Source organism: Streptomyces achromogenes (assembly GCF_030816715.1).
GTDB classification, from domain to species: domain Bacteria; phylum Actinomycetota; class Actinomycetes; order Streptomycetales; family Streptomycetaceae; genus Streptomyces; species Streptomyces achromogenes_A.
On the sequence record NZ_JAUSYH010000001.1, the window covers coordinates 3,902,028 to 3,922,108 of the forward strand.

Sequence of the window (20,081 nt, forward strand, 5' to 3'; positions counted from 1 at the left end):
GCGAACGGTACGCGGCCGAGAACAGAAGACGGGACACGGGGAGTGCCTTCAGGTGGCCACTGCGGAGCCGACACGCGCCGACGACGCCGGTCCGGACCGGGACGCCGGCTCGCGCACCAGGGTGCCCGCACCCCAGTCGGGCGAGCACGACCGTGACCCGGCGGGCGGCGCGGTGGTAGACCTCGGGCAGGACCGGGTCCCGGACGGCGCGCGGGAGGACCGGACGGAGTCCGCGCGCGGGACGTCCCGGGTGCGCGGCGCCCTCGACCGGGTCGGTGCGCGCCTCGGCGGGCCTCTCGGCCGCCATCTCGTGCTCTCCATGACGGCGCTGTCCGGCGTCCTGCACCTCGTCTGGTTCTTCACGTTCGCGAACAGCGGCGGCGACCTCGCGGCGCAGGACGCCTGGGCCGAGTTCGTGGGCCGGCACCCCGACTCCGCGTACAACCTCGCCTGGTACGGCGGCATGCACCCGGTGTCGTACAGCATGGTGTCGCCGTATCTGATGTCCCTGCTCGGCGTCCGGACGACCATGATGATCGCCGGGACGATCTCGGCGGGGCTGCTCACCCTGATCCTGCTGCGCTGCCGGCCGGTGAAGAATCCGGTGTGGCCCGCGCTCGCGGGGATCTTCGCGCTGCTGTGCAACGCCGCGTCGGGCCGGGTGACGTTCGGCCTGGGCAACATGTTCGCGCTGGGCGCGGTCGCCGTCGTGTTCTGCTGGCCGCACCGCTGGCGCTACAAACGGTGGGCGAAGGCGCTGTGCGCGGCGCCGCTCGCCGCGCTGGCCACCATGGGCTCGCCGGTGGCCGGGCTGTTCGTGGGCATAGTCGCCGTCGCGATGTTCCTGCAGAAGCGGCGGCCGGGCGCGTGGGCGCTCGGGCTCGCGCCGACGGTGGTCGTCGCCCTGTCCGCCTGGCTGTTCCCGTTCTCCGGCACCCAGCCGATGTCCTTCGGCTCGGCCTGTCTGCCACTGCTGTCCGCGGTGGCGGTCTACGCCGTCGTCCCGCGCGACTGGAAGACCGTGCGGATCACGGCGGCCGTGTACGGGCTCGGGGTGCTGATGGTGTGGCTGATCAGCTCGCAGATCGGGTCCAACATCACCCGGCTCGCGATGATGTTCACGGGTGTGGTGCTGATGGCGGCGCTGCCGTTCGCCGTGCCGCGCAGCCGCAAGTGGTACGTGATCGTCCTGTCGTCGCTGACGTTCGTGGGCTGGATCGGCTTCAAGTCGGTCGACGACGTCGTGCGGACGACCCCGGCGGCCTCCTGGGCACGCGAGCTGGCGCCGCTCGTCAACGAGCTGCAAGGGGTCGGCGCGGAGAAGGGCCGGGTGGAGGTCGTCCCGGCCCGTTCGCACCGCGAGGCGTCCGCGCTCGCGCCGTACGTCAACCTCGCCCGCGGCTGGAACCGCCAGGCCGACATGGAGCGCAACCCGCTCTTCTACGACGACACCCTCAACTCCGCGAACTACCACGACTGGCTGCAGCGGTGGGCGGTGCACTTCGTCGTGGTCCCCAAGGAGGCGCTGGACGGGGACGGCGGCGAGCGGGAGCGGGAGCTGGTGCAGCGGGGGCTGCCGTACCTGGAGCAGATCTGGGGCGACGCCAACTGGCAGCTGTTCAAGGTCGTCGATCCCGCCCCGCTCGCCGAGCCGAACGCGGTGGTGCAGCGGGCCGAGCAGGGCGAGATGACGATCGACGTGAAGAAGGCGGGGCGGATCCTGATCCGGATCCCGTACTCGCCGTGGCTGAGCGTGGTGGACGAGCAGGGCAAGAGCCTGAAGCCGCCGCAGGAGACGCAGGAGTCCAAGGACCGCTCCGACGGCGAGCCGAAGACGTTCGACAACGTCAACGGGTGCCTGTTCGAGACGGCGGAGGACGCGGACGGCGACAAGTGGACGGTGCTGCTCGCGCCGAAGGCCGGCACCTACCGGCTGGCCGCGCCCTACCAGCTGCCCCGGGGGACGCCGTGCCCGGACGAGCTGAAGGACCAGCGGTGATCACCGCAGCCGGTCCACGTACCGGTCGGTGCCCGGCACCGTCGGGATGAACGGCGCGACCAGCTCCACGCGCCCCAGGCCGGACTCCGCGACCGCCTCCTCCAGGCCGGTGAAGTACGGGTCCCAGCAGTCGCCGGGGGCCGCCTCCAGGAACCACAGGAGGGTCAGCCGGGTGTCGACGCCCTCGACCTGCTTGACGTAGGTCATGCGGTCGCCGGGGAGCGGCGTGGGGCGGAAGACGGTGACCATGGCGGCCGGGGAGCCGGCCAGCCGCCGGGGGAGGTGGCGGGCGCGCAGCCAGTGCAGGAGTTCGGCGCGCTGCTGCGCCGAGTCGGCGTCGATCACCTCGACGACGAGGCCCGCGTAGGGGTGGTCGAGGGCGTGGAAGTCCCTCGGGCCCGCCGCGCCGTCCCGGTAGACCGTCGTCGCGTGGTCCTGGAACGCGGTGAACACGTGGGTGCGGTCGTGGTAGACGCGGGCGTCCCGGTTGAGGCGCTTGTTGATGGCGACCGTCCACTTCATGTGGTCGCCGTGGCGTCCGTCGGTGATCCAGTAGGTGGACAGGTAGCAGCCGGCGGTGACGGGTTGGGCGACCGCCGACTTCTCCGGGTACCGCAGCAGTTGCAGGTCGCGGGTCGCCACCCATCTGCGGCCTGCGTACATCCAGGGCATGGCCATCGCGCCGGCGTAGTAGTGGTCGTCCTCGTACCAGCGGTTGTAGGCGTACTCGTGGCCGGGATGCGGTTCGACCATGGTGATCAGGGCGTGGCCCGGGCGCACCCCGTAGGGGCCGACGGCGGCCAGCTCGGCGTACGTGTCGCTGCGCGTGCCGCCGGCCGCACCGCCGTGCGTCTCGCCATGCGTGTCGGTGTGCGTGTCGGTGTGCGTGTCGGTGTGCGTGTCGCTGTGGGTCTCCTCGCTCATGCTCTTCCCCATCCTCGGTGACTGGCCCATACTCTGACGCTCCGTCAGATAGAGCGCCAGAGGCAGGGAGGCCCCATGTCATCGCTCCAGGGCAGGACCGTCGTCGTGTCGGGGGTCGGCGCCGGGCTCGGTCACCAGGTGGCCGCCGCGGTCGTGCGGGACGGCGGGAACGCCGTGCTCGGGGCGCGGACCGAGGCGAACCTCGCGAAGAGCGCGGCCGAGATCGATCCGACCGGGGCGCGCACCGCGTACCGGGCCGCCGACATCACCGACGAGCGGAGCTGCGAGGCGCTGGCGGGCCTGGCGCGGGAACGGTTCGGGGGGATCGACGCGGTGGTGAACGTGGCGGCCTGGGACTCGTACTTCGGCGGGGTCGAGGACGCCGACTTCGCGACGTGGCAGTCGGTGCTGGACGTCAACCTGCTGGGCACGCTGCGGATGACGCGGGCCTGTCTGCCCGCGCTGAAGGAGCGGGGCGGGTCGGTCGTGTTCATCGGGACGCAGTCGGCCGTGGCGGCGCCCTCACAGGTGCGACAGGCGGCGTACGCGGCCTCCAAGGGGGCGCTGACGAGCGCGATGTACTCGCTGGCGCGGGAGCTCGGGCCGCACCGCATCCGGGTCAACACCGTGCTGCCGGGGTGGATGTGGGGGCCGCCGGTGCAGGCGTACGTGCGGTTCACCGCGCAGACCGACGGGGTGCCCGAGGAGGAGGTGCTGGGGAGGCTCACGGGACGGATGGCGTTGCCGGAGCTCGCCACGGACGGGGATGTGGCGGATGCGGCGGTGTTCCTGGCGTCGGACCGGGCGCGGGCGATCACCGGACAGTCGTTGCTGGTCAACGCCGGGGAGCTGATGCACTGAGTTCATATGGATGAACGCAGGACAACATACCGAATTCTTTTACCTCCCTTTGACCACACGGTTACTTGTCGTGTCCACGCGCCAGCACCCACGATGAGCGCCGGGCTGATCCCTGGGAGGGCGCACATGAACGGTCTCGACTGGGCCGTGCTCATCGGCTATTTCGGCGTGATGGTCGCGATCGGCGTCTGGTCGCACAAACGCGTCGACGACGTGAGCGACTTCTTCACCGCCGGCGGCAAGATGCCCTGGTGGCTGTCCGGCATCTCGCACCACATGTCGGGCTACAGCGCGGTGATGTTCACCGGGTACGCGGGCATCGCCTACACCTACGGCGTCACCTCCTTCGTCACCTGGTCCTTCCCCATCGCGCTGGGCATCGCGATCGGTTCGAAGCTGTTCGCGCCGCGCATCAACCGGCTGCGGTCCCGGCTCCATGTGGCTTCCCCGCTGGAGTACCTGAAGAACCGCTACGACCTGAAGACCCAGCAGGCGCTCGCCTGGTCCGGGATGCTGCTGAAGATCGTGGACGTGGGCGCCAAGTGGGCCGCCATCGCCACCCTGTTGTCCGTCTTCACCGGCATCTCCCTCAACCAGGGCATCCTCATCACCGGCGCGATCACCGCCGTCTACTGCACCATCGGCGGCCTGTGGGCGGACGCGCTGACCGAACTCGGCCAGTTCGTCATCCAGTTGCTGGCCGGCATCGCGATGTTCGTCGCCGTCGTGCTGAAGCTGAACGACAAGGGCATCGGGTTCCTGGACGCCTGGGACCAGCCGGCGCTCCAGGGCCACGACAAGCCGCTGGTCGCCCAGTACGGCACGGTGTTCCTGCTCGCGTTCCTCTTCATCAAGCTCTTCGAGTACAACGGCGGCATGCTCAACCAGGCCCAGCGGTACATGGCCACGTCCGGCCCGAAGGATGCCGAGCGCTCCGCGCGGCTGTCGGCCGTGCTGTGGCTGGTGTGGCCGCTGGTGCTGTTCTTCCCGATGTGGATGTCCCCGCTGCTGGTGACGTCGAACAAGCCGGACGGCTCCGACTCCTACGCCCTGATGACCGAACAGCTGCTGCCGCACGGCCTGCTGGGGCTCGTCATCGTCGGCTTCTTCTCCCACACGATGGCGATGTGCTCCTCCGACGCCAACGCCATCGCCGCGGTCTTCACCCGGGACTGCGCGCCCGTCATCTGGGCCAGGGCACGGGAGTGGAACCAGCGGTCGGGGCTGATCGCGGCACGCGTCACGACCGTCGTGTTCCTCGGTCTGTCCATGGCGGCGGCCACCCAGGTCAACTCCCCCGCCTTCAAGGACATCATCACCGTCGTCATCAAGTGGGTCGCCGGTCTGATGGGCCCCATGGCGATCCCGATGATGCTGGGTCTGCTGCGCCCGTTCCGCCGCTCCGGTCCGACGGCGGCGCTGGGCAGCTGGTCGATGGGTCTGCTGGCCTTCTGGCTGGTCAACTACCCGATCAACTGGAACGTCGACGGCGGCGTGCCGCTCCAGTACCAGGTGTCGATCCCGCTGGCCGTGTCGCTGGTCCTCTACATCGTCATCGGGTTCGTCAAGCCCGAGGACACCCCGGAGCGCCTCGCGATCATCGAGACCATCAACACGGACGGGGACGGAGCAGGGGGCTCGGCCGCAGCGGCGGCGGCCCCGGAATCGGAGCCGCGGGACACGGCCGACGGCACACTCATCAGCCCGTCCGGCAGCGCCTCTTCCGGGGGCGCCTGAGGAACCCTCAGCCCGGCCCGCCCCTCGGGTACCTCGCCAGCCATCCCGGTGACGCCCCCGCGGGGCCGTGCAGGGCGGGGCCCTGGGTCATCTCCATGGCGAAGTCGTCGGCGAGTTCCAGCATCGTGGGACGGCCCTCCAGCTCGGCCAGCCAGGCCGGCGGGAGGGCCGTCTCGCCGTGCAGGGCGCCGAGCAGACCGCCGGCGAGCGCCGCGGTCGGGCCGGAGGGGGCGCCGTGGTTCACGGCGAGCCGCAGCCCGTGCCGGACGTCCTCGGCGACCAGCGCGCAGTAGACCGCGCCGGCCAGCACCGCCTCCGCGGTCCCCGCCCCCGCCAGCTCCTCCACCCGCGCCGGACCCGGCAGCCCCTGCCGCACGGCGCCCAGCGCGCGTTGCAGCGCCTCCGACACCGGCTCGTGCCCCGGCCGCGCCGCCAGCAGCGCGAGCGCCTGCTGCACCGCGCCGTCCAGACTCTCGCCGCGCGCCAGCCCGTGCACGGTGACGGCGTACGCGCCCGCCGCGAGATACGCCGTGGGGTGGCCATGGGTCTGCGCCGCGCATTCGACGGCGAGCTGCACGACGAGCTGCGGCTCCCAGCCGACGAGCAGTCCGAACGGCACCGAGCGCGGCACCACCTCCGGACCGGCCGCGCCGGGGCTCTTGGGCGATTCGAGGGTGCCCATCACGTCGTCCCCCAGCCCGAGCAGCAGGGTGCGGGTCGGATCACGGCGGGCGTACAGCCACTCCTCGCGGGCGAGCCAGCCGTCGTCCTTGCGCCGCAGGTCGGGCCCCCAGTCGCGCTGGGTGGCCGCCCATCGCAGATACGCGCGGTGCAGATCGGTCGGCGGATGCCACGCGCCGGTGTCCCGCCGCACCTGGGCGCGGATCAGGCCGTCCACGGTGAAGAGGGTCAGCTGGGTGAGGTGGGTGACCGCGCCGCGCCGCCCGTAGGCGGACACCAGGTCCACCACGCCCTCGGGCCCGAGTCCCTGCCGGATCTCCTCGAGACCCAGCCCGTCGACGGGAGCGCCGAGCGCGTCGCCGACGGCCGCGCCCAGCAGCGTGCCGCGCACCCTGCTGCGGAAGTCCTGTTGTTCGGCGCGGCCCCAGACGGGCCCGGCAGTCGCACCCACCAAGTCCTCCCGGCCACCGTCCGTACGTACGACGTCCGTCACTGTAATCGAACGCCGCCCGGTTCCCGGCCGGTGTGACGGCTGACGGGTGGAGAGGCTGAGAACTGCCGGCGGTCGACCGCGCACGAGTGCGTGGGCGGGTGAGTGGGTGCGTGGGCGGGTGAGCGGGTGTGCGGGCTGGGGCACGTCCGGCGCCGCGGGTGACCGTGGGCTGCGGGACCCGTCCTACTCGACGACCCTGACCTTCGTCCCCGTCTCGCCGAACGCCCACAGCGCCGTCCCGTCCGCCTTGGCCATCCGGATGCCGCCTGTCCGCGCGCCGGCGGCGGCCGGGGGCGGGGAGGAGCCGTCGACGGCGTTGGAGAAGGCGATGTTGACGCCCGAGGCGACGGAGAAGTACATGACGTGCTCGATCTGCACGCCGTCGGATCCCTTGAGGGCGTCCTTGCGGAGCGACACCGTGTAGCTGCCGACGGCCGGGTTCACCGTCCCGGGCCAGACCGTGAAGCTGCGCCGGGCCGTGTCGTCGGCGTCGACGAGCCAGACGCGGTGCTGCCCCAGGGAGTAGACGACCCGGCGGCCCGCGCCCGACTCCGCGGGCACCCCGGCCGCCTGCGGCGAGGCGGACGGCTTCGGCGAGGCCGGCGGTTTCGCGGACGCGGACGCCGAGGCGTTCGGCCTCTTCGCCGCCGACGCCGTCGGGTGCGGACCGTTCTCGGCCTGTGCCGTCAGCACGACGACCGCGGCGATCGCACCGGCGGTCAGGCCGGTGACCCAGGCCCAGGAGGGAAGCCGTCGGGCAGGCACGGGCACGCATCTCCTCAGCTACGGGACCCCCCGACCACGAGGGGTTCCGATCATCGTACTGTGGGGATCCTGTAGGACCGTCCCTCAGTCGAGCACGGGCAGCAGTTCCGGCAGGTGCCCGTCCGACGCCGCCGCGGCCCGCTGCCGCTCCTCGGACACCTCGCCGTACAGCGTCGTGCGCGGCTTCGCCGGACGGCCCGCCGCCTCGGCGACGGCGATCAGGTCCTTGACGGACTTGTACGACCCGTAGGACGAGCCCGCCATCCGCGAGATCGTCTCCTCCATCAGCGTGCCGCCCAGGTCGTTCGCCCCCGAGCGCAGCATCTCCGCCGCGCCCTCCGTGCCCAGCTTCACCCAGCTGGTCTGGATGTTGGGGATGTGCGGGTGCAGCAGCAGCCGGGCCATCGCGGTGACCGCCCGGTTGTCCCGCACGGTCGGGCCGGGACGGGAGATGCCCGCCAGGTACACCGGCGCGTTGGTGTGGATGAACGGCAGCGTGACGAACTCCGTGAACCCGCCGGTGCGTTGCTGGATCCCGGCCAGGGTGCGCAGGTGCCCGAGCCAGTGCCGGGGCTGGTCGACATGGCCGTACATCATCGTGGACGAGGACCGGATGCCGAGCTCGTGGGCCGTCGTGACGACCTCGATCCAGGTCGCCGCCGGCAGCTTGCCCTTGGTCAGGACCCAGCGGACCTCGTCGTCGAGGATCTCCGCCGCGGTGCCGGGGATCGAGTCGAGGCCCGCCTCCTTCGCCGCCGTCAGCCACTCGCGGACCGACAGACCGGTGCGGGTCGCGCCGTTGACCACCTCCATCGGCGAGAACGCGTGCACATGCATGCCGGGGACGCGGGACTTGACCGCCTTCGCGATGTCGAAGTACGCCGTGCCGGGCAGGTCCGGGTGGATGCCGCCCTGCATGCAGACCTCCACCGCGCCCAGCTCCCAGGCCTGCTGGGCGCGGTCGGCGACCTGGTCGAGGGAGAGCGTGTACGCGTCGGCGTCGGTGCGGCGCTGCGCGAACGCGCAGAAACGGCAGCCGGTGTAGCAGACGTTGGTGAAGTTGATGTTCCGCGTGACGATGTAGGTGACGTCGTCGCCGACCGCCGAGCGGCGGACGTCGTCCGCGATGCGGCAGACGGCGTCCAGGGCCGGGCCGTCCGCGTGCAGCAGGGCGAGCGCCTCGTCGTCGGTGAGCTTCGTCGGGTCGTCGGCGGCCGTGCGCAGGGCCAGGCGCACGTCGGTGTCGATGCGCTGCGGGGCCATGCCGGGGGCGGCGGCCTCGCGCAGCGCGCCCCAGTCGCCGTACACCTCGTCGAAGTCGTCGCGGCGGTCGGAGGTGCGGCCCTCGGTGTCGATCGAGGCGTGCAGGTCCGTACGCCCCGACGCCACGAACGCCTCCTCCGGCTCCTGCCACGGCCGCCCCTCGACGACGGCGTCCGGCAGCGCGAGCCCGGTCTGCGGGTCGGCCAGCGCGCGCACGTGCGGGAGCAGCCGCGGGTCCAGCCAGGGCTCGCCGCGCCGCACGAACTCCGGGTAGGCGCAGAGGCGTTCGCGCAGGGTGAAGCCGGCCGCGGCGGACTTCGCGGCCAGCTCCTCGATCTGCGGCCAGGGCCGCTCGGGGTTGACGTGGTCGATGGTGAGCGGGGAGACCCCGCCCCAGTCGTCGATGCCCGCGCCGATCAGCCGCCCGTACTCGCTGTCGACGAGGTTGGGCGGGGCCTGGAGGCAGGCGGACGGGCCCATGATGTGCCGGGCCACGGCCACCGTGGCGACCAGCTCGTCGAGTTCCGCGTCCGGCATGCCGCGCATGGCGGTGTCCGGCTTGGCGCGGAAGTTCTGGATGATCAGTTCCTGGATGCCGTGGTAGGCGCGGGAGACCTTGCGCAGCGCGAACAGCGACTCGGCCCGCTCCTCGTACGTCTCGCCGATGCCGATCAGGATCCCGGACGTGAAGGGGACGGAGGATCGGCCCGCGTCCTCCAGCACGCGCAGGCGGACGGCGGGTTCCTTGTCCGGGCTGCCGTGGTGCGGGCCGCCGGGCTCGGACCACAGCCGGGTCGCGGTGGTCTCCAGCATCATGCCCATGGAGGGCGCGACGGGCTTGAGCCGCTGGAAGTCGGTCCAGGACATCACGCCCGGGTTGAGGTGCGGGAGCAGCCCCGTCTCCTCCAGGATCCGGATGGAGACGGCCCGGACGTAGGCGATGGTGTCGTCGTAGCCGTGCGCGTCGAGCCATTCCCGGGCCTCGGGCCACCGCTCCTCCGGCTTGTCGCCGAGGGTGATGAGGGCTTCCTTGCAGCCGAGGGCCGCGCCCCTGCGGGCGATGTCGAGCACCTCGTCGGGGGACATGAACATGCCGTGCCCGGCGCGGCGGAGCTTGCCCGGGACGGTGACGAACGTGCAGTAGTGGCACTTGTCCCGGCACAGCCGGGTCAGGGGGATGAAGACGCTCTTCGAGTACGTGATGACCCCGGGCCGGCCGGCCGCCTCCAGGCCGGCGTCCCGCACCCGGGCGGCCGACGCGGCGAGGTCGTCGAGGGCCTCGCCGCGCGCCTGGAGCAGGACGGCCGCCTCTGCGACGTCGAGGGCGACGCCGTCCCGGGCGCGTTTGAGGGCGCGACGCAGGGAGTTCTCGGTGGGGCCGGGATTCGTGCCCGGGATGGGGCCGGGGCCGGTACCGGAGCTCTCGGGAGTCGTCATCCTTTGAGCATACGTTCGGGCTGATCACAGCCGACGGGACGCCCGGTCCGTCCTTCGCGTGAGGTCATCGCACGGTGCCACTGGCGTCGTCGGTGAGGTACGTGCTGTACCCGTCGAGCAGGCCGAGCACCTCCGCCTCGCCGGCGGGCGGGAGCTGGACGACGACCTCGTCGATGCCGAGCTCCGCGTAGTGGGCGAGCTTGCCCGGGGAGGGGTGGACGGCGTACGGCACGACCTGGAGGGCGGACGGGTCGCGGCCGGCGTCCGCCCAGGCGGTCCGCAGGACGGGCAGCGACTCGGAGAGGCCGCGGCCGCCGATCGGCAGCCAGCCGTCGGCGTACTCGCAGATGTGCGAGAACAGCTTCGGCCCGGCGGCCCCGCCGACGAGCGTGCGGGGGCCGGCGACCGGTCCGCGCGGCTTCTGCACGGGCTTGGGGTACGCGGAGCTGGCCCGCACGCTCCCGTACTCGCCCTCGTACGCCGTCGGCTCGTCCGCCCACAGCGCCTGCATCAGCCGCATCCGGTCCCGGACCAGCTCGCGCCGCGTCCGCCACTGCACCCCATGGTCGGCGGCCTCCTCGACGTTCCAGCCGTAGCCGAGGCCCAGCGTGAACCGGCCGCCGGAGAGATGGTCGACGGTCGCGATCTGCTTGGCCAGGTCGATCGGGTCGTGCTGGGCGACGAGCGTGATGCCGGTGCCCAGACCCAGCGTCTCCGTCACCGCCGCCGCCTGCCCGAGCGCGACGAAGGGATCGAGGGTGCGGCCGTACTCGCGGGGCAGGTCGCCGCCGGCGGGGTAGGGGGTGGTGCGCTCGACGGGGATGTGCGTGTGCTCGGGCAGATAGAGCCCGGCGAACCCGCGCTGCTCCAGCTCACGGGCGAGGCGGACGGGGGTGATCGTCTCGTCGGTGAGGAAGATCGTGACGGCGATGCGCATGGGCGGGCCTTTCGCTGCGTGCGGCTCTGTCGACGGCGTCGTCGCGGGGTGGCGACCCCCGGGTGTGCGGGTGCGATCCCCATCTGTACCGGGCGGCACGGCAACTGTCCATACCGACTGGTCGGCATTACCGCGCTCCGGACGCGCCGACAGAACACGCCCGAGGCTCGGGGAGCCTCGGGCGTGCGGGCCTCAAGCCCCGAACGTCAGCGCTTGACCTCGTACTGGCCGACCTCCAGGAAGTACCGCAGTTCCTCCGGCGTGCCGTTGATGGCTTTCTCGGCCGCGGCGCGCAGGGCCTTGCTGATGGCCGGGTCGGCCAGGATGCGCGCGACGGCGACCCGGTCGTCCTCGGCCCGCGCCAGCCGGAAACCGGTCTCCAGGAACGCGCGCAGGGCCTCCGGGGTGTTGACGTCCAGAGCCCTGGTGGCCTCACGGACCACCGCCTTGCCGGAGGTCTTGTCCCCCAGGATGCGCACGATCGCCACCCGGTCGTCCTCGGCCCGCGCGAGCCGGAAGCCGGTCTCCAGGAACGCGCGCAGCGCCTCCGGGGTGTTGACGTCCAGAGCCCTGGTGGCCTCACGGACCACCGCCTTGCCGGAGGCCTTGTCCCCCAGGATGCGCACGATCGCCACCCGGTCGTCCTCGGCCCGCGCGAGCCGGAACCCGGACTTCAGGAACGCGCGCAGGGCGTCCGCCGTGCCGGCGTCCAGAGCCCTGTTGGCCTCCCGTACGACGGCCTTGCCGGAGGTCTTGTCCCCGAGGATGCGCGCGACCGCGACGCGGAGGTCGTCCAGCGACATCTCGTCCACGGGCGTGTCGGCCGCCGCCGCAGCGGTCGCCGTCGTCGCGGTCGCCGCCGCGCCGGCGGCGAACGCCGGGGAGGCGAAGAGCAGGGCCGGGCCCAGGGCTGTGGCCGTGACGAGCAGGGCAACGCGATGCTGTCGCATGAGTGTGTTCCTCCGTGATGTGGCGGTCGCTGCGAGGATCTTCACCCCCGTGCGCCACCTGATGCACTGCCGGAAACCGGCAGTCCCCGTCGGCATTCGATGCCTTGTTCGTACATCATCGAACCCCACAGAAGGAATCTCAACTCCCTTTGAATCCTCCCCGGTTACGCGCGCAGACGCGCACCGGTCGGCACCCGTCCGGCGGGCCGGCGGCTCAGCCCGGCCAGACGATGGACTGCACCTCGCTGTACGCGTGCAACGCGTACGAGCCGACGTCGCGACCCACGCCACTCTTCTTGAACCCGCCGAACGGGGCCTCCATGTTGCGGCCCACGGTGTTGACGCCGACGCCGCCCGCCCGCAGCCGGCGGGCGACACGGAAGGCACGGGCCACGTCCGCCGACCAGACGTAGTCGATGAGGCCGTAGTCGCTGTCGTTGGCGAGGGCGACGCCCTCCTCCTCGTCGTCGAAGGGCACGACCGTCACGACGGGACCGAAGATCTCCTCCCGCACCGCCCGCATGTCGTTCGTGCAGTCGGCGAGGACGGTCGGGGCGACGTAGAACCCGCGCTCCGACGGCGGGCGTTCGCCGCCCGCGACGACCACCGCGCCCTCCTTGCGCCCCAGTTCGACGTACGACTCCACCCGGTCCCGGTGCGCGGCCGAGATCACCGGGCCGACGACCGTGTCCGCCTCCCTCGGATCGCCGACCTTCAACCGGCGTGCGTACAAAGCCAGTTGCTCCACCAGCCGGTCGTACACCCCGCGCTGCGCCAGCACCCGCGTCGGGGCCGTGCAGATCTGGCCACTGTAGAAGGAGAACGTGGTGCCGATGCCGGCCACCGCCGACGCGAGATCCGCGTCGTCGAGGACGACCGCGGCGCCCTTGCCGCCCAGTTCCATGAGCTGACGCCGCATGTCCCGGCCGCACGCCTCGGCGATGCGCTGTCCGACGGCCGTCGAGCCGGTGAAGCTCACCATGTCGACGTCCGGCGAGGACACCGCCGTCTCGCCGACCGCGACCGCCCGTCCGGAGACGACGTTGACGACGCCGCGCGGGACGCCCGCCTCCTCCAGCGCCTCCGCCATCCGGTAGACGGACAGGGGGTCCTGCGGGGCCGGCTTCACGACCACCGTGTTGCCCATCGCGAGGGCGGGCGCGACCTTCCCCGCCGGGTTCGCCCACGGGTTGTTGTACGAGGTGACGCAGGCGACCACGCCGACCGGCTGGCGCACGGCGAGCGCGCCCATCACGCCCGCCTTGCCCGCCCCCACTGCCTGAAGGGCGTGGGAGGTGCCCCCACCCGCCTCGTTGATCTGCGGGGGGATCGGCCACTCGGCGGGCTCCACACGCGCGTACCGGCGGAAGCGGGCCGCGGCCACCCCGACCTGCATCGCGCGGGCCGTCGCGGTGGTGGCGCCGGACTCCGCCTGCGCGAGTCCTGCGTACGGCAGCAGCCGGGCCCGGATGAGGTCGGCCGCCCGGGCCAGCACCGCCGCCCGCTCCTCCGGCGGGGTGCGCGACCACGGTCCGAGGGCCTCGCGGGCCGCCGCGCAGGCCTCGCGCACCTGCTGCGGCGAAGCCTCCGGCGCGCGGCCGACGATCCCCTCGGTCGCCGGGTCGACGACCTCGTAGTGTCCGCCGTCGGGCTCGACCCAGTCTCCGCCGACGAACAGTCGCTGCCCTGCGCCGACGCCCGGTTCCCGCGCGGCGCTCACCTCGTGCTCACCGTCCTGGTGTCCCGCCCCGAGCGCAGCACCCGTCCCGGCACGGCGCCCGTCACCACGTCGTCGCGGATGGCGGCCACGCCGTTCACCCACACCGCCCGCACCCCGAGGGCCTTGGAGTCCAGCCGCGGACTGTCACCCGGCAGGTCGTGCACCAAGGTGGCCTTGCCCGCGTCGATCCGTTCCGGGTCGAACAGGACGAGGTCGGCATGGAAGCCCTCCTGGATCCGGCCCCGCTCCCGCAGCCCGAACAGCCTCGCCGGGTCGTCCGTCAGCATCTTCACCGCCTGTTCCAGGCCGGCCAGCTTCCGGCCGCGCAGACAGTCGCCGAGGAAGCGGGTGGTGTAGGGCGCCCCGCACATGCGGTCCAGGTGGGCGCCCGCGTCGGAACCGCCGAGCAGGACGTCCTCGTGGTTCCACACCTCCGCCCGCAGGGCCCACGAGGCGGGGTCGTTGTCCGTCGGCATCGGCCACAGGACGGTGCGCAGCCCGTCGGCGGCGCAGATCTCGACCAGGCAGGCGAAGGGGTCCAGGCCGCGTTCGGCGGCGACGTCGCGTACCACCCGGCCGGTGAGTCCCGCGTTGGCCTCGCTGTAGGTGTCGCCGATGACGTACCGCCCGAAGTCGGTCAGCCGCCGGAAGACGCCCGCCTCCTTCGAGTCCGCCCGCCGCAGCATCTCGGCCCGGACGGCCGGGTCGCGCAGCCGCTCGACGCGCTGCGGGACCGGCAGGGCGAGCACCGGCCCCCATCCCGGGATGAGGTTCAGCGCGCAGAACGTGCCCAGGGACATGTTCATCGGCGTGAGGATCGGCATGGTCAGCGCCACGACCCTGCCGCCCGCCTTGCGCGCCCGTTCGCTCGCCATGAGCTGCCGGGGCACCCGCTCCGGGACGGCCGCGTCGACGGTGAGGACGTTCCAGTTCAGGGGGCGTCCGGCGGCGGCGCTCATCTCCGCGAAGAGATCGATCTCGGCGTCGCTGAACTGGTCGAGGCAGCCCGCGACGATCGCCTCGATCTGGGTTCCCTCGTGCTCGCCCACCGCCCGGGACAGCGCGAGCAGCTCCTCGGGCCGGGCGTGACGGGAGGCGACGGGCTGCCCGTCCCCGTCGGAGTGGGTCGAGGACTGCGTGGTGGAGAATCCCCAGGCGCCGGCATCCATGGCGTCGTGCAGCAGCCGCACGATCTGCTCCAGCTGCTCCTCGCTGGGCTGCCCGCCCACCGCGTCCGGGCCCATCACGTACCGGCGCAGCGCGCAGTGCCCCACCATGAAGCCGGCGTTGACGGCGATCCGCCCCTCCAGCGCGTCCAGGTACTCCCCGAAGCCGCTCCAGTTCCAGGGCGCGCCCTCCTCGAGGGCGACCAGCGACATGCCCTCCACCTTGGACATCATGCGGCGGGTGTAGTCGGCGTCCTCGGGGCGGTCCGGGTGGAGCGGCGCGAGCGTGAAGCCGCAGTTCCCGGCCGCGACCGTGGTCACCCCGTGGTTCAGGGACGGGGTGGCGTACGGGTCCCAGAACAGCTGGGCGTCGTAGTGCGTGTGCGGATCGACGAACCCGGGCGCGAGGACGAGGCCGGCGGCGTCCTCGGCGGTACGGGAATCCTCGGTGACCGTGCCGACGACGGCGATCCGCCCGTCCCGGATGCCGACGTCGGCCGTGAAGGCGGGCGCACCGGTCCCGTCCACGACGGTCGCCCCTCTGATGACGTGATCGAGCACGAGGGCCCCTCCTCAAACTCCGATGCGATGGCGCCCCCGAAGGGGGCGCGGGCTGTATCGATGTGCGGCCCGCCGCGTGGGCGCGACCGGCCACGACGGATCCGCAGCCGCCGAACGGCCCGCACGCCTACGGCGCGTACGCGCCCTGCCGGTCCGCGCCGGCGACTACGCGCCCTGCCGGAACCGTGTGGTGCGGTGCACGGGATCCGTGTCGATCTTCGGGATCACGTGCTCCCCGATCAGCCGGATCGTCTGCAGCGTCTCCTCCTTGGGCACCCCGACCGGCAGCCCGAAGGACAGCTGGTCCGCGCCCGCCTGTTCCCACCGCTTGCACTGCCGCGTCACCTCGTCGGGGTCGCCGCAGATCAGCAGCTCCTCCTCGATGAGCAGTTCGACGAACTCGGCGTTGTACTCCGGCAGGGTCTCCGGCCAGACCGGGAAGCCCTCGGGGCGCGGGAAGGTGTCGTGGTAGCGGAACACCAGCGAGGGCAGGTAGTGCAGTTCCCCCTCGACGGCGATCCGGATCGCCTCGTCGTGGGTGGGCGCGCAGATCGCCGTCGTCGTCACCATCACGTTGTCGTTGACGAAGTCCCCGATCGGCTCGGCGTTCACGACGGCCGTCTTGTACTGCTCCAGCACCCATTCCATGTCGGAGACCTTCTGGATGCTGAAGCCCAGCACTCCGAGGCCCTTGCGGGCGGCCATCGCGTACGAGGGCGGCGACCCCGCCGCGTACCACATCGCCGGGTGCGACTTCCCGTACGGCTTCGGCAGGATCTTGCGCGGCGGGAGCTGCCAGTGCTTGCCCTGGAAGCCCTCGTACTCGTCCTGGAGCCACATCTTGGGGAACTCGGCGACGGTCTCCTCCCAGATCTCCTTCGTGTGGTTCATGTCGGTGATGCCGGGGAGGAAGCCGAGGATCTCGTGGGAGCCGGCGCCGCGGCCGGAGCCGAACTCGAAGCGGTTGCCGGTGAGATGGTCGAGCATGGCGACCTTCTCGGCGACCTTCACCGGGTGGTTGACCTGGGCCAGCGGGTTGAAGATGCCCGAGCCGAGGTGGATGCGGTCGGTCGCGTGGGCGAGGTAGCCGAGGAAGACGTCGTTGGCGGAGAGGTGCGAGTACTCCTCCAGGAAGTGGTGCTCGGAAGCCCAGGCGTACTTGAACCCGGACCTGTCCGCCTGGATGACGTACTCGGTCTCCTCCATCAGCGCCTTGTGCTCGGCGAGCGGATCGGTCTCGGCGCGCTTGCCCACGTATCCCTGTACAAAGAGCCCGAATTCCAAGGAGGTTCACCGTCCCCGGTTCTGAAGTCCACGGATCTGATTCTGACGGTCCGTCAGATCAGCTGGCCCGACTGTCGCACCACCCGCAAGGAGGGTCAATAGCTGACGTAAAGTCAGATGACGGCGACGCCCGCGAGCCATCCCCCGTCGATCACGAACGGCTGGCCGGTGATGTAGGAGGAGTCCTGCGAGGTGAGGAACAGCGCGAGGCGGGCCACCTCCTCCGGGCGGCCGATCCGGCCCAGCGGCACGAGCTTGCGGTACAGCCCGTCGATGGCCTTCGCGGTCTCCTCCCGGTCCGCGTCCGGGTCCAGCAGCGAGGGATTGGACATCGCGGTGTCGACCGCGCCCGGGCACACGGCGTTGACCCGGATGCCCCGCGGGGCGAGTTCCAGCGCGGCGACCCGGGTGAGCCCGAGGATCGCGTGCTTGGTCGCCGCGTACGCGCCCACCGCCGCCATCCCGGTCACCGCGGTGTACGAGGCCGTGTTGACGATCGTGCCCCCGTCGGACATCACCGGCGCGACCGTCTTGACGCCGAGGAAGCAGCCGACCTGGTTGACCTTCACGACCTGCATGAACTCGTCGAGCGGGGTGTCGGTGAGCGCGTTGAAGCGCAGGATGCCGGCGTTGTTGACCAGGCCGTCGATGTGCCCGTACGCCTGCTGCGCGGCACGCACGGCCGACTGCCAGGCCTCCTCGCTGCCGACGTCGAGCGGGACGTACAGGGCGTCGATCTCCTCGGCGAGCGCCCGGCCCTGCTCCTCGAGGACGTCGGCGACGACCACCCGCGCGCCCTCCTCGGTGAAGAGCCGCGCCTCCTGTTCGCCCTGGCCGCGCGCGGCTCCGGTGACGATGACGACGCGCCCGTCCAGCTTGCCCTTGCCCATGGTTGTCCTCCGTTTACGTCGGGTTCACAGGTGCGGGGCGACCTCGGCCCCGAACGCGGTGATCTGGTCGATGAGTTCGGAGCGGCTCCGGCAGCGGAACCGGACCTGGATCTGGTCGACGCCCATCGCCGGGTAGGCCCGCAGGGACTCGGCGAGGGCCTGCGGCGACCCGGTGAGGGTGCGGCGGCCGACGTTCCAGGACGGCGGGCCGACGTACAGGGGCTCGGTGATGGCGCCGACGGTGAACGGCTCCTCGACGCCGGCCTCGGCGCGCAGCCGCCGGATCCGTTCGATCTGCGCGGGCAGCCGGTCCCGCGGATCGCCCTGGGGCAGCCAGCCGTCGCCCCTGAGCGCGGCGCGGCGCACGGCGGCAGGGGACGAGCCGCCGACCCACACGGGGACGCGGGCCTGGGCGGGGCGGGGCCGCTGCCCGAGCCCCTCGAAGTCGTACGTCTTCCCGTGGTGGGAGGGGAACTCGTCCGGCCCGAGGGCGGCGCGCAGGGCGTCGATCGTCTCGTCCAGGACCGTGCCGCGCCGCTCGAAGTCGGCGCCCAGCGCCTCGAACTCCTCCCGTACGTGCCCCGCGCCGACCCCGAGGACCAGCCGGCCCCCGCTGAGGTGGTCGAGGGTCGCGTACTGCTTGGCCGTGACGAGGGGGTGGCGCAGGCCGACGACGGCGACGTGGCTGAGCAGGCGGACGCGGGTCGTCACGGCCGCGAGGTGGGCGAGGGTGGCCACGGGGTCGTACCAGACCGTGCTCATGGCCTCGGCCAGCCGGCGCGGGATCGCCACGTGGTCGCAGGCGGCGACGTAGGCGAAGCCGGCCCGGTCGGCGGCGCGGGCGATCTCGACGAGGTCGGCGGGTCCGGCGTCGGCCTCCCAGGGTTCGGCGTACATCGTGGACTGGGACTGGACCGGGAGCTGCATGCCGTACGCGAGGCTCACCGGGGGCTCCACAGGCCGTCCTCGGTCAGCCCCAGCAGCTCGATCGCGTTGCCCCGCACGATCCGCTCCACCACGTCCGGGGGCAGGTGACCCATCTGCGCCTCGCCGACCTCCCGCGACTTGGGCCAGGTGGAGTCGGAGTGCGGGTAGTCGGTCTCGTAGAGGACGTTGCCGACGCCGATGGAGTCGAGGTTGCGCAGCCCGAAGGCGTCGTCGAAGAAGCAGCCGTAGACGTGGTCGGCGAACAGCTCGGACGGCGGCCGGTGGACCTTGTCGGCGACCCCGCCCCAGCCGCGGTTCTCCTCCCACACCACGTCGGCGCGCTCCAGGATGTAGGGGATCCAGCCGATCTGGCCCTCCGCGTACATCACCTTCAGGTTCGGGAAGCGCTCGAACTTGCCGCTCATCAGCCAGTCGACCATCGAGAAGCAGCAGTTGGCGAAGGTGATGGTGGAGCCGACGGCGGGCGGGGCGTCCTCGGACGTGGACGGCATACGGCTGCTGGAGCCGATGTGCATGGCGACGACCGTGCCGGTCTCGTCGCAGGCGGCGAGGAAGGGGTCCCAGTCGTCGGTGTGCACGGAGGGCAGGCCGAGGTGCGGGGGTATCTCCGAGAAGGCGACCGCGCGCACCCCGCGGGCCGCGTTGCGCCGGACCTCGGCGGCCGCCAGCCCGGCGTCCCACAGCGGGACGAGGGTGAGCGGGATCAGCCGGCCCCCGGCCTCGGGGCCGCACCACTCCTCCACCGTCCAGTCGTTGTAGGCGCGCACGCACAGCAGGCCCAGCTCACGGTCGGCGGCCTCGGTGAAGGTCTGGCCGCAGAAGCGCGGGAAGGTGGGGAAGCACAGGGCGGACTGGACGTGGTTGACGTCCATGTCGGCGAGCCGGGAGGGGACGTCGTACGAGCCCGGGCGCATCTGCTCGTAGGTGATGACCTCCAGCTTGATCTCGTCCCGGCTGAAGCCGACGGCGGTGTCGAGGCGGGTGAGCGGGCGGTGCAGGTCCTCGTAGACCCACCAGTCGCCGATCGGTCCGTCGTCGCCGGGCTCGCCCATGACGGGCTTGAAGCGGCCGCCGAGGAAGGTCATCTCCTTCAGCGGGGCCCGGACCACGCGGGGTCCGGTGTCGAGGTACTTCTTCGGCAGGCGGTCCTGCCAGACGGTGCTCGGCTCCACGGTGTGGTCGTCGACGGAGATGATCCGCGGGAGCGGCGTGGCAGCGGGTGAGGCGGCGGGCGAGGCGTTGGATGAGGCGGCGGGTGAGGAGTCCATGGAAGGCACGGTAGCGCTGATCTGACGGTGCGTCAGCTAGCGTGCGACCGCCACCCGTCGGCCGGCGGTGACCAGATGTGCGCGCCGCGGCCGTGCGAGGTCCGTGGACTCCCGTGCGCCACTCTGTGATCGGCGTCACGCGCGACTGACGCTTCCGGCATGGACAGGGCAAACTGGGCTCGGTACTTCGGATGCCT

General features: G+C 72.0%; 15 protein-coding genes. 3 read left to right on the plus strand and 12 right to left on the minus strand.

All coding sequences use genetic code 11. From position 1 onward, the window contains the following. The first annotated feature begins 52 nt into the window (after positions 1–52). Positions 53–1,999 (plus strand): MFS transporter, encoded by a 1,947-nt coding sequence (locus QF032_RS17415; RefSeq protein WP_307043782.1) that lies wholly within the window; start codon positions 53–55, stop codon positions 1,997–1,999. Here the strand turns inward: QF032_RS17415 and QF032_RS17420 are convergent, their stop codons facing one another. Next, positions 2,000–2,923: a hypothetical protein gene (locus tag QF032_RS17420; protein WP_307043784.1), complete on the minus strand. Its 924-nt coding sequence runs from the start codon at positions 2,921–2,923 to the stop codon at positions 2,000–2,002. It abuts the gene before it with no gap. Between the two features lie 75 nt (positions 2,924–2,998). Between QF032_RS17420 and QF032_RS17425 the strand changes: the two genes are divergently transcribed. Both QF032_RS17425 and QF032_RS17430 read left to right on the plus strand, forming a co-directional pair. After that, positions 2,999–3,784, plus strand: coding sequence for an SDR family oxidoreductase (locus QF032_RS17425; RefSeq protein WP_307043785.1), 786 nt, complete (start codon positions 2,999–3,001; stop codon positions 3,782–3,784). A gap of 126 nt (positions 3,785–3,910) precedes the next feature. Continuing rightward, positions 3,911–5,521 carry a sodium:solute symporter family protein gene (locus QF032_RS17430; protein ID WP_307043787.1) on the plus strand — a complete coding sequence of 537 codons (1,611 nt, stop codon included), beginning with the start codon at positions 3,911–3,913 and terminating at the stop codon, positions 5,519–5,521. Between the two features lie 7 nt (positions 5,522–5,528). On the opposite strand, the gene QF032_RS17435 is transcribed toward QF032_RS17430, so the two are convergent. The 11 genes from QF032_RS17435 to QF032_RS17485 all read right to left on the minus strand — a co-directional run bounded on the left by QF032_RS17435 (position 5,529) and on the right by QF032_RS17485 (position 19,884). Further along, entirely contained in the window at positions 5,529–6,653 is a 1,125-nt protein-coding gene (locus tag QF032_RS17435; RefSeq protein ID WP_307043789.1) for an ADP-ribosylglycohydrolase family protein, read from the minus strand. 225 nt (positions 6,654–6,878) lie between these two features. Then, on the minus strand, positions 6,879–7,466 hold the full coding sequence (locus QF032_RS17440) for a hypothetical protein (protein ID WP_307043791.1): 588 nt from the start codon (positions 7,464–7,466) through the stop codon (positions 6,879–6,881). Positions 7,467–7,544: 78 nt separating this feature from the next. Beyond that, a complete protein-coding gene (locus tag QF032_RS17445; RefSeq protein ID WP_307056480.1) occupies positions 7,545–10,160 on the minus strand; it encodes a bifunctional FO biosynthesis protein CofGH in 2,616 nt (871 codons plus the stop codon). Between the two features lie 64 nt (positions 10,161–10,224). Beyond that, positions 10,225–11,097, minus strand: coding sequence for an LLM class F420-dependent oxidoreductase (locus tag QF032_RS17450; RefSeq protein WP_307043795.1), 873 nt, complete (start codon positions 11,095–11,097; stop codon positions 10,225–10,227). A 206-nt stretch (positions 11,098–11,303) separates the two neighbouring features. Next, complete coding sequence (locus tag QF032_RS17455) at positions 11,304–12,047, minus strand: ALF repeat-containing protein (protein ID WP_307056482.1); 744 nt, start codon at positions 12,045–12,047, stop codon at positions 11,304–11,306. A gap of 214 nt (positions 12,048–12,261) precedes the next feature. Next, on the minus strand, positions 12,262–13,767 hold the full coding sequence (locus QF032_RS17460) for an aldehyde dehydrogenase family protein (protein WP_307056484.1): 1,506 nt from the start codon (positions 13,765–13,767) through the stop codon (positions 12,262–12,264). Further along, positions 13,764–15,494 carry an N-acyl-D-amino-acid deacylase family protein gene (locus QF032_RS17465; protein WP_307056486.1) on the minus strand — a complete coding sequence of 577 codons (1,731 nt, stop codon included), beginning with the start codon at positions 15,492–15,494 and terminating at the stop codon, positions 13,764–13,766. The genes QF032_RS17460 and QF032_RS17465 overlap by 4 nt, the downstream gene beginning before the upstream one ends. Before the next feature lie 165 nt (positions 15,495–15,659). Then, entirely contained in the window at positions 15,660–16,778 is a 1,119-nt protein-coding gene (locus tag QF032_RS17470) for an LLM class flavin-dependent oxidoreductase (RefSeq protein WP_373430353.1), read from the minus strand. A gap of 113 nt (positions 16,779–16,891) precedes the next feature. Next, a complete protein-coding gene (locus QF032_RS17475; RefSeq protein ID WP_307043805.1) occupies positions 16,892–17,668 on the minus strand; it encodes an SDR family NAD(P)-dependent oxidoreductase in 777 nt (258 codons plus the stop codon). A gap of 24 nt (positions 17,669–17,692) precedes the next feature. After that, the gene (locus QF032_RS17480) at positions 17,693–18,595 is read right to left on the minus strand and encodes an LLM class F420-dependent oxidoreductase (RefSeq protein ID WP_307060293.1); all 903 of its coding nucleotides are present in this window, start codon (positions 18,593–18,595) and stop codon (positions 17,693–17,695) included. A gap of 14 nt (positions 18,596–18,609) precedes the next feature. Continuing rightward, positions 18,610–19,884 (minus strand): amidohydrolase family protein, encoded by a 1,275-nt coding sequence (locus QF032_RS17485; RefSeq protein ID WP_307043807.1) that lies wholly within the window; start codon positions 19,882–19,884, stop codon positions 18,610–18,612. Between the last annotated feature and the right edge of the window lie 197 nt (positions 19,885–20,081).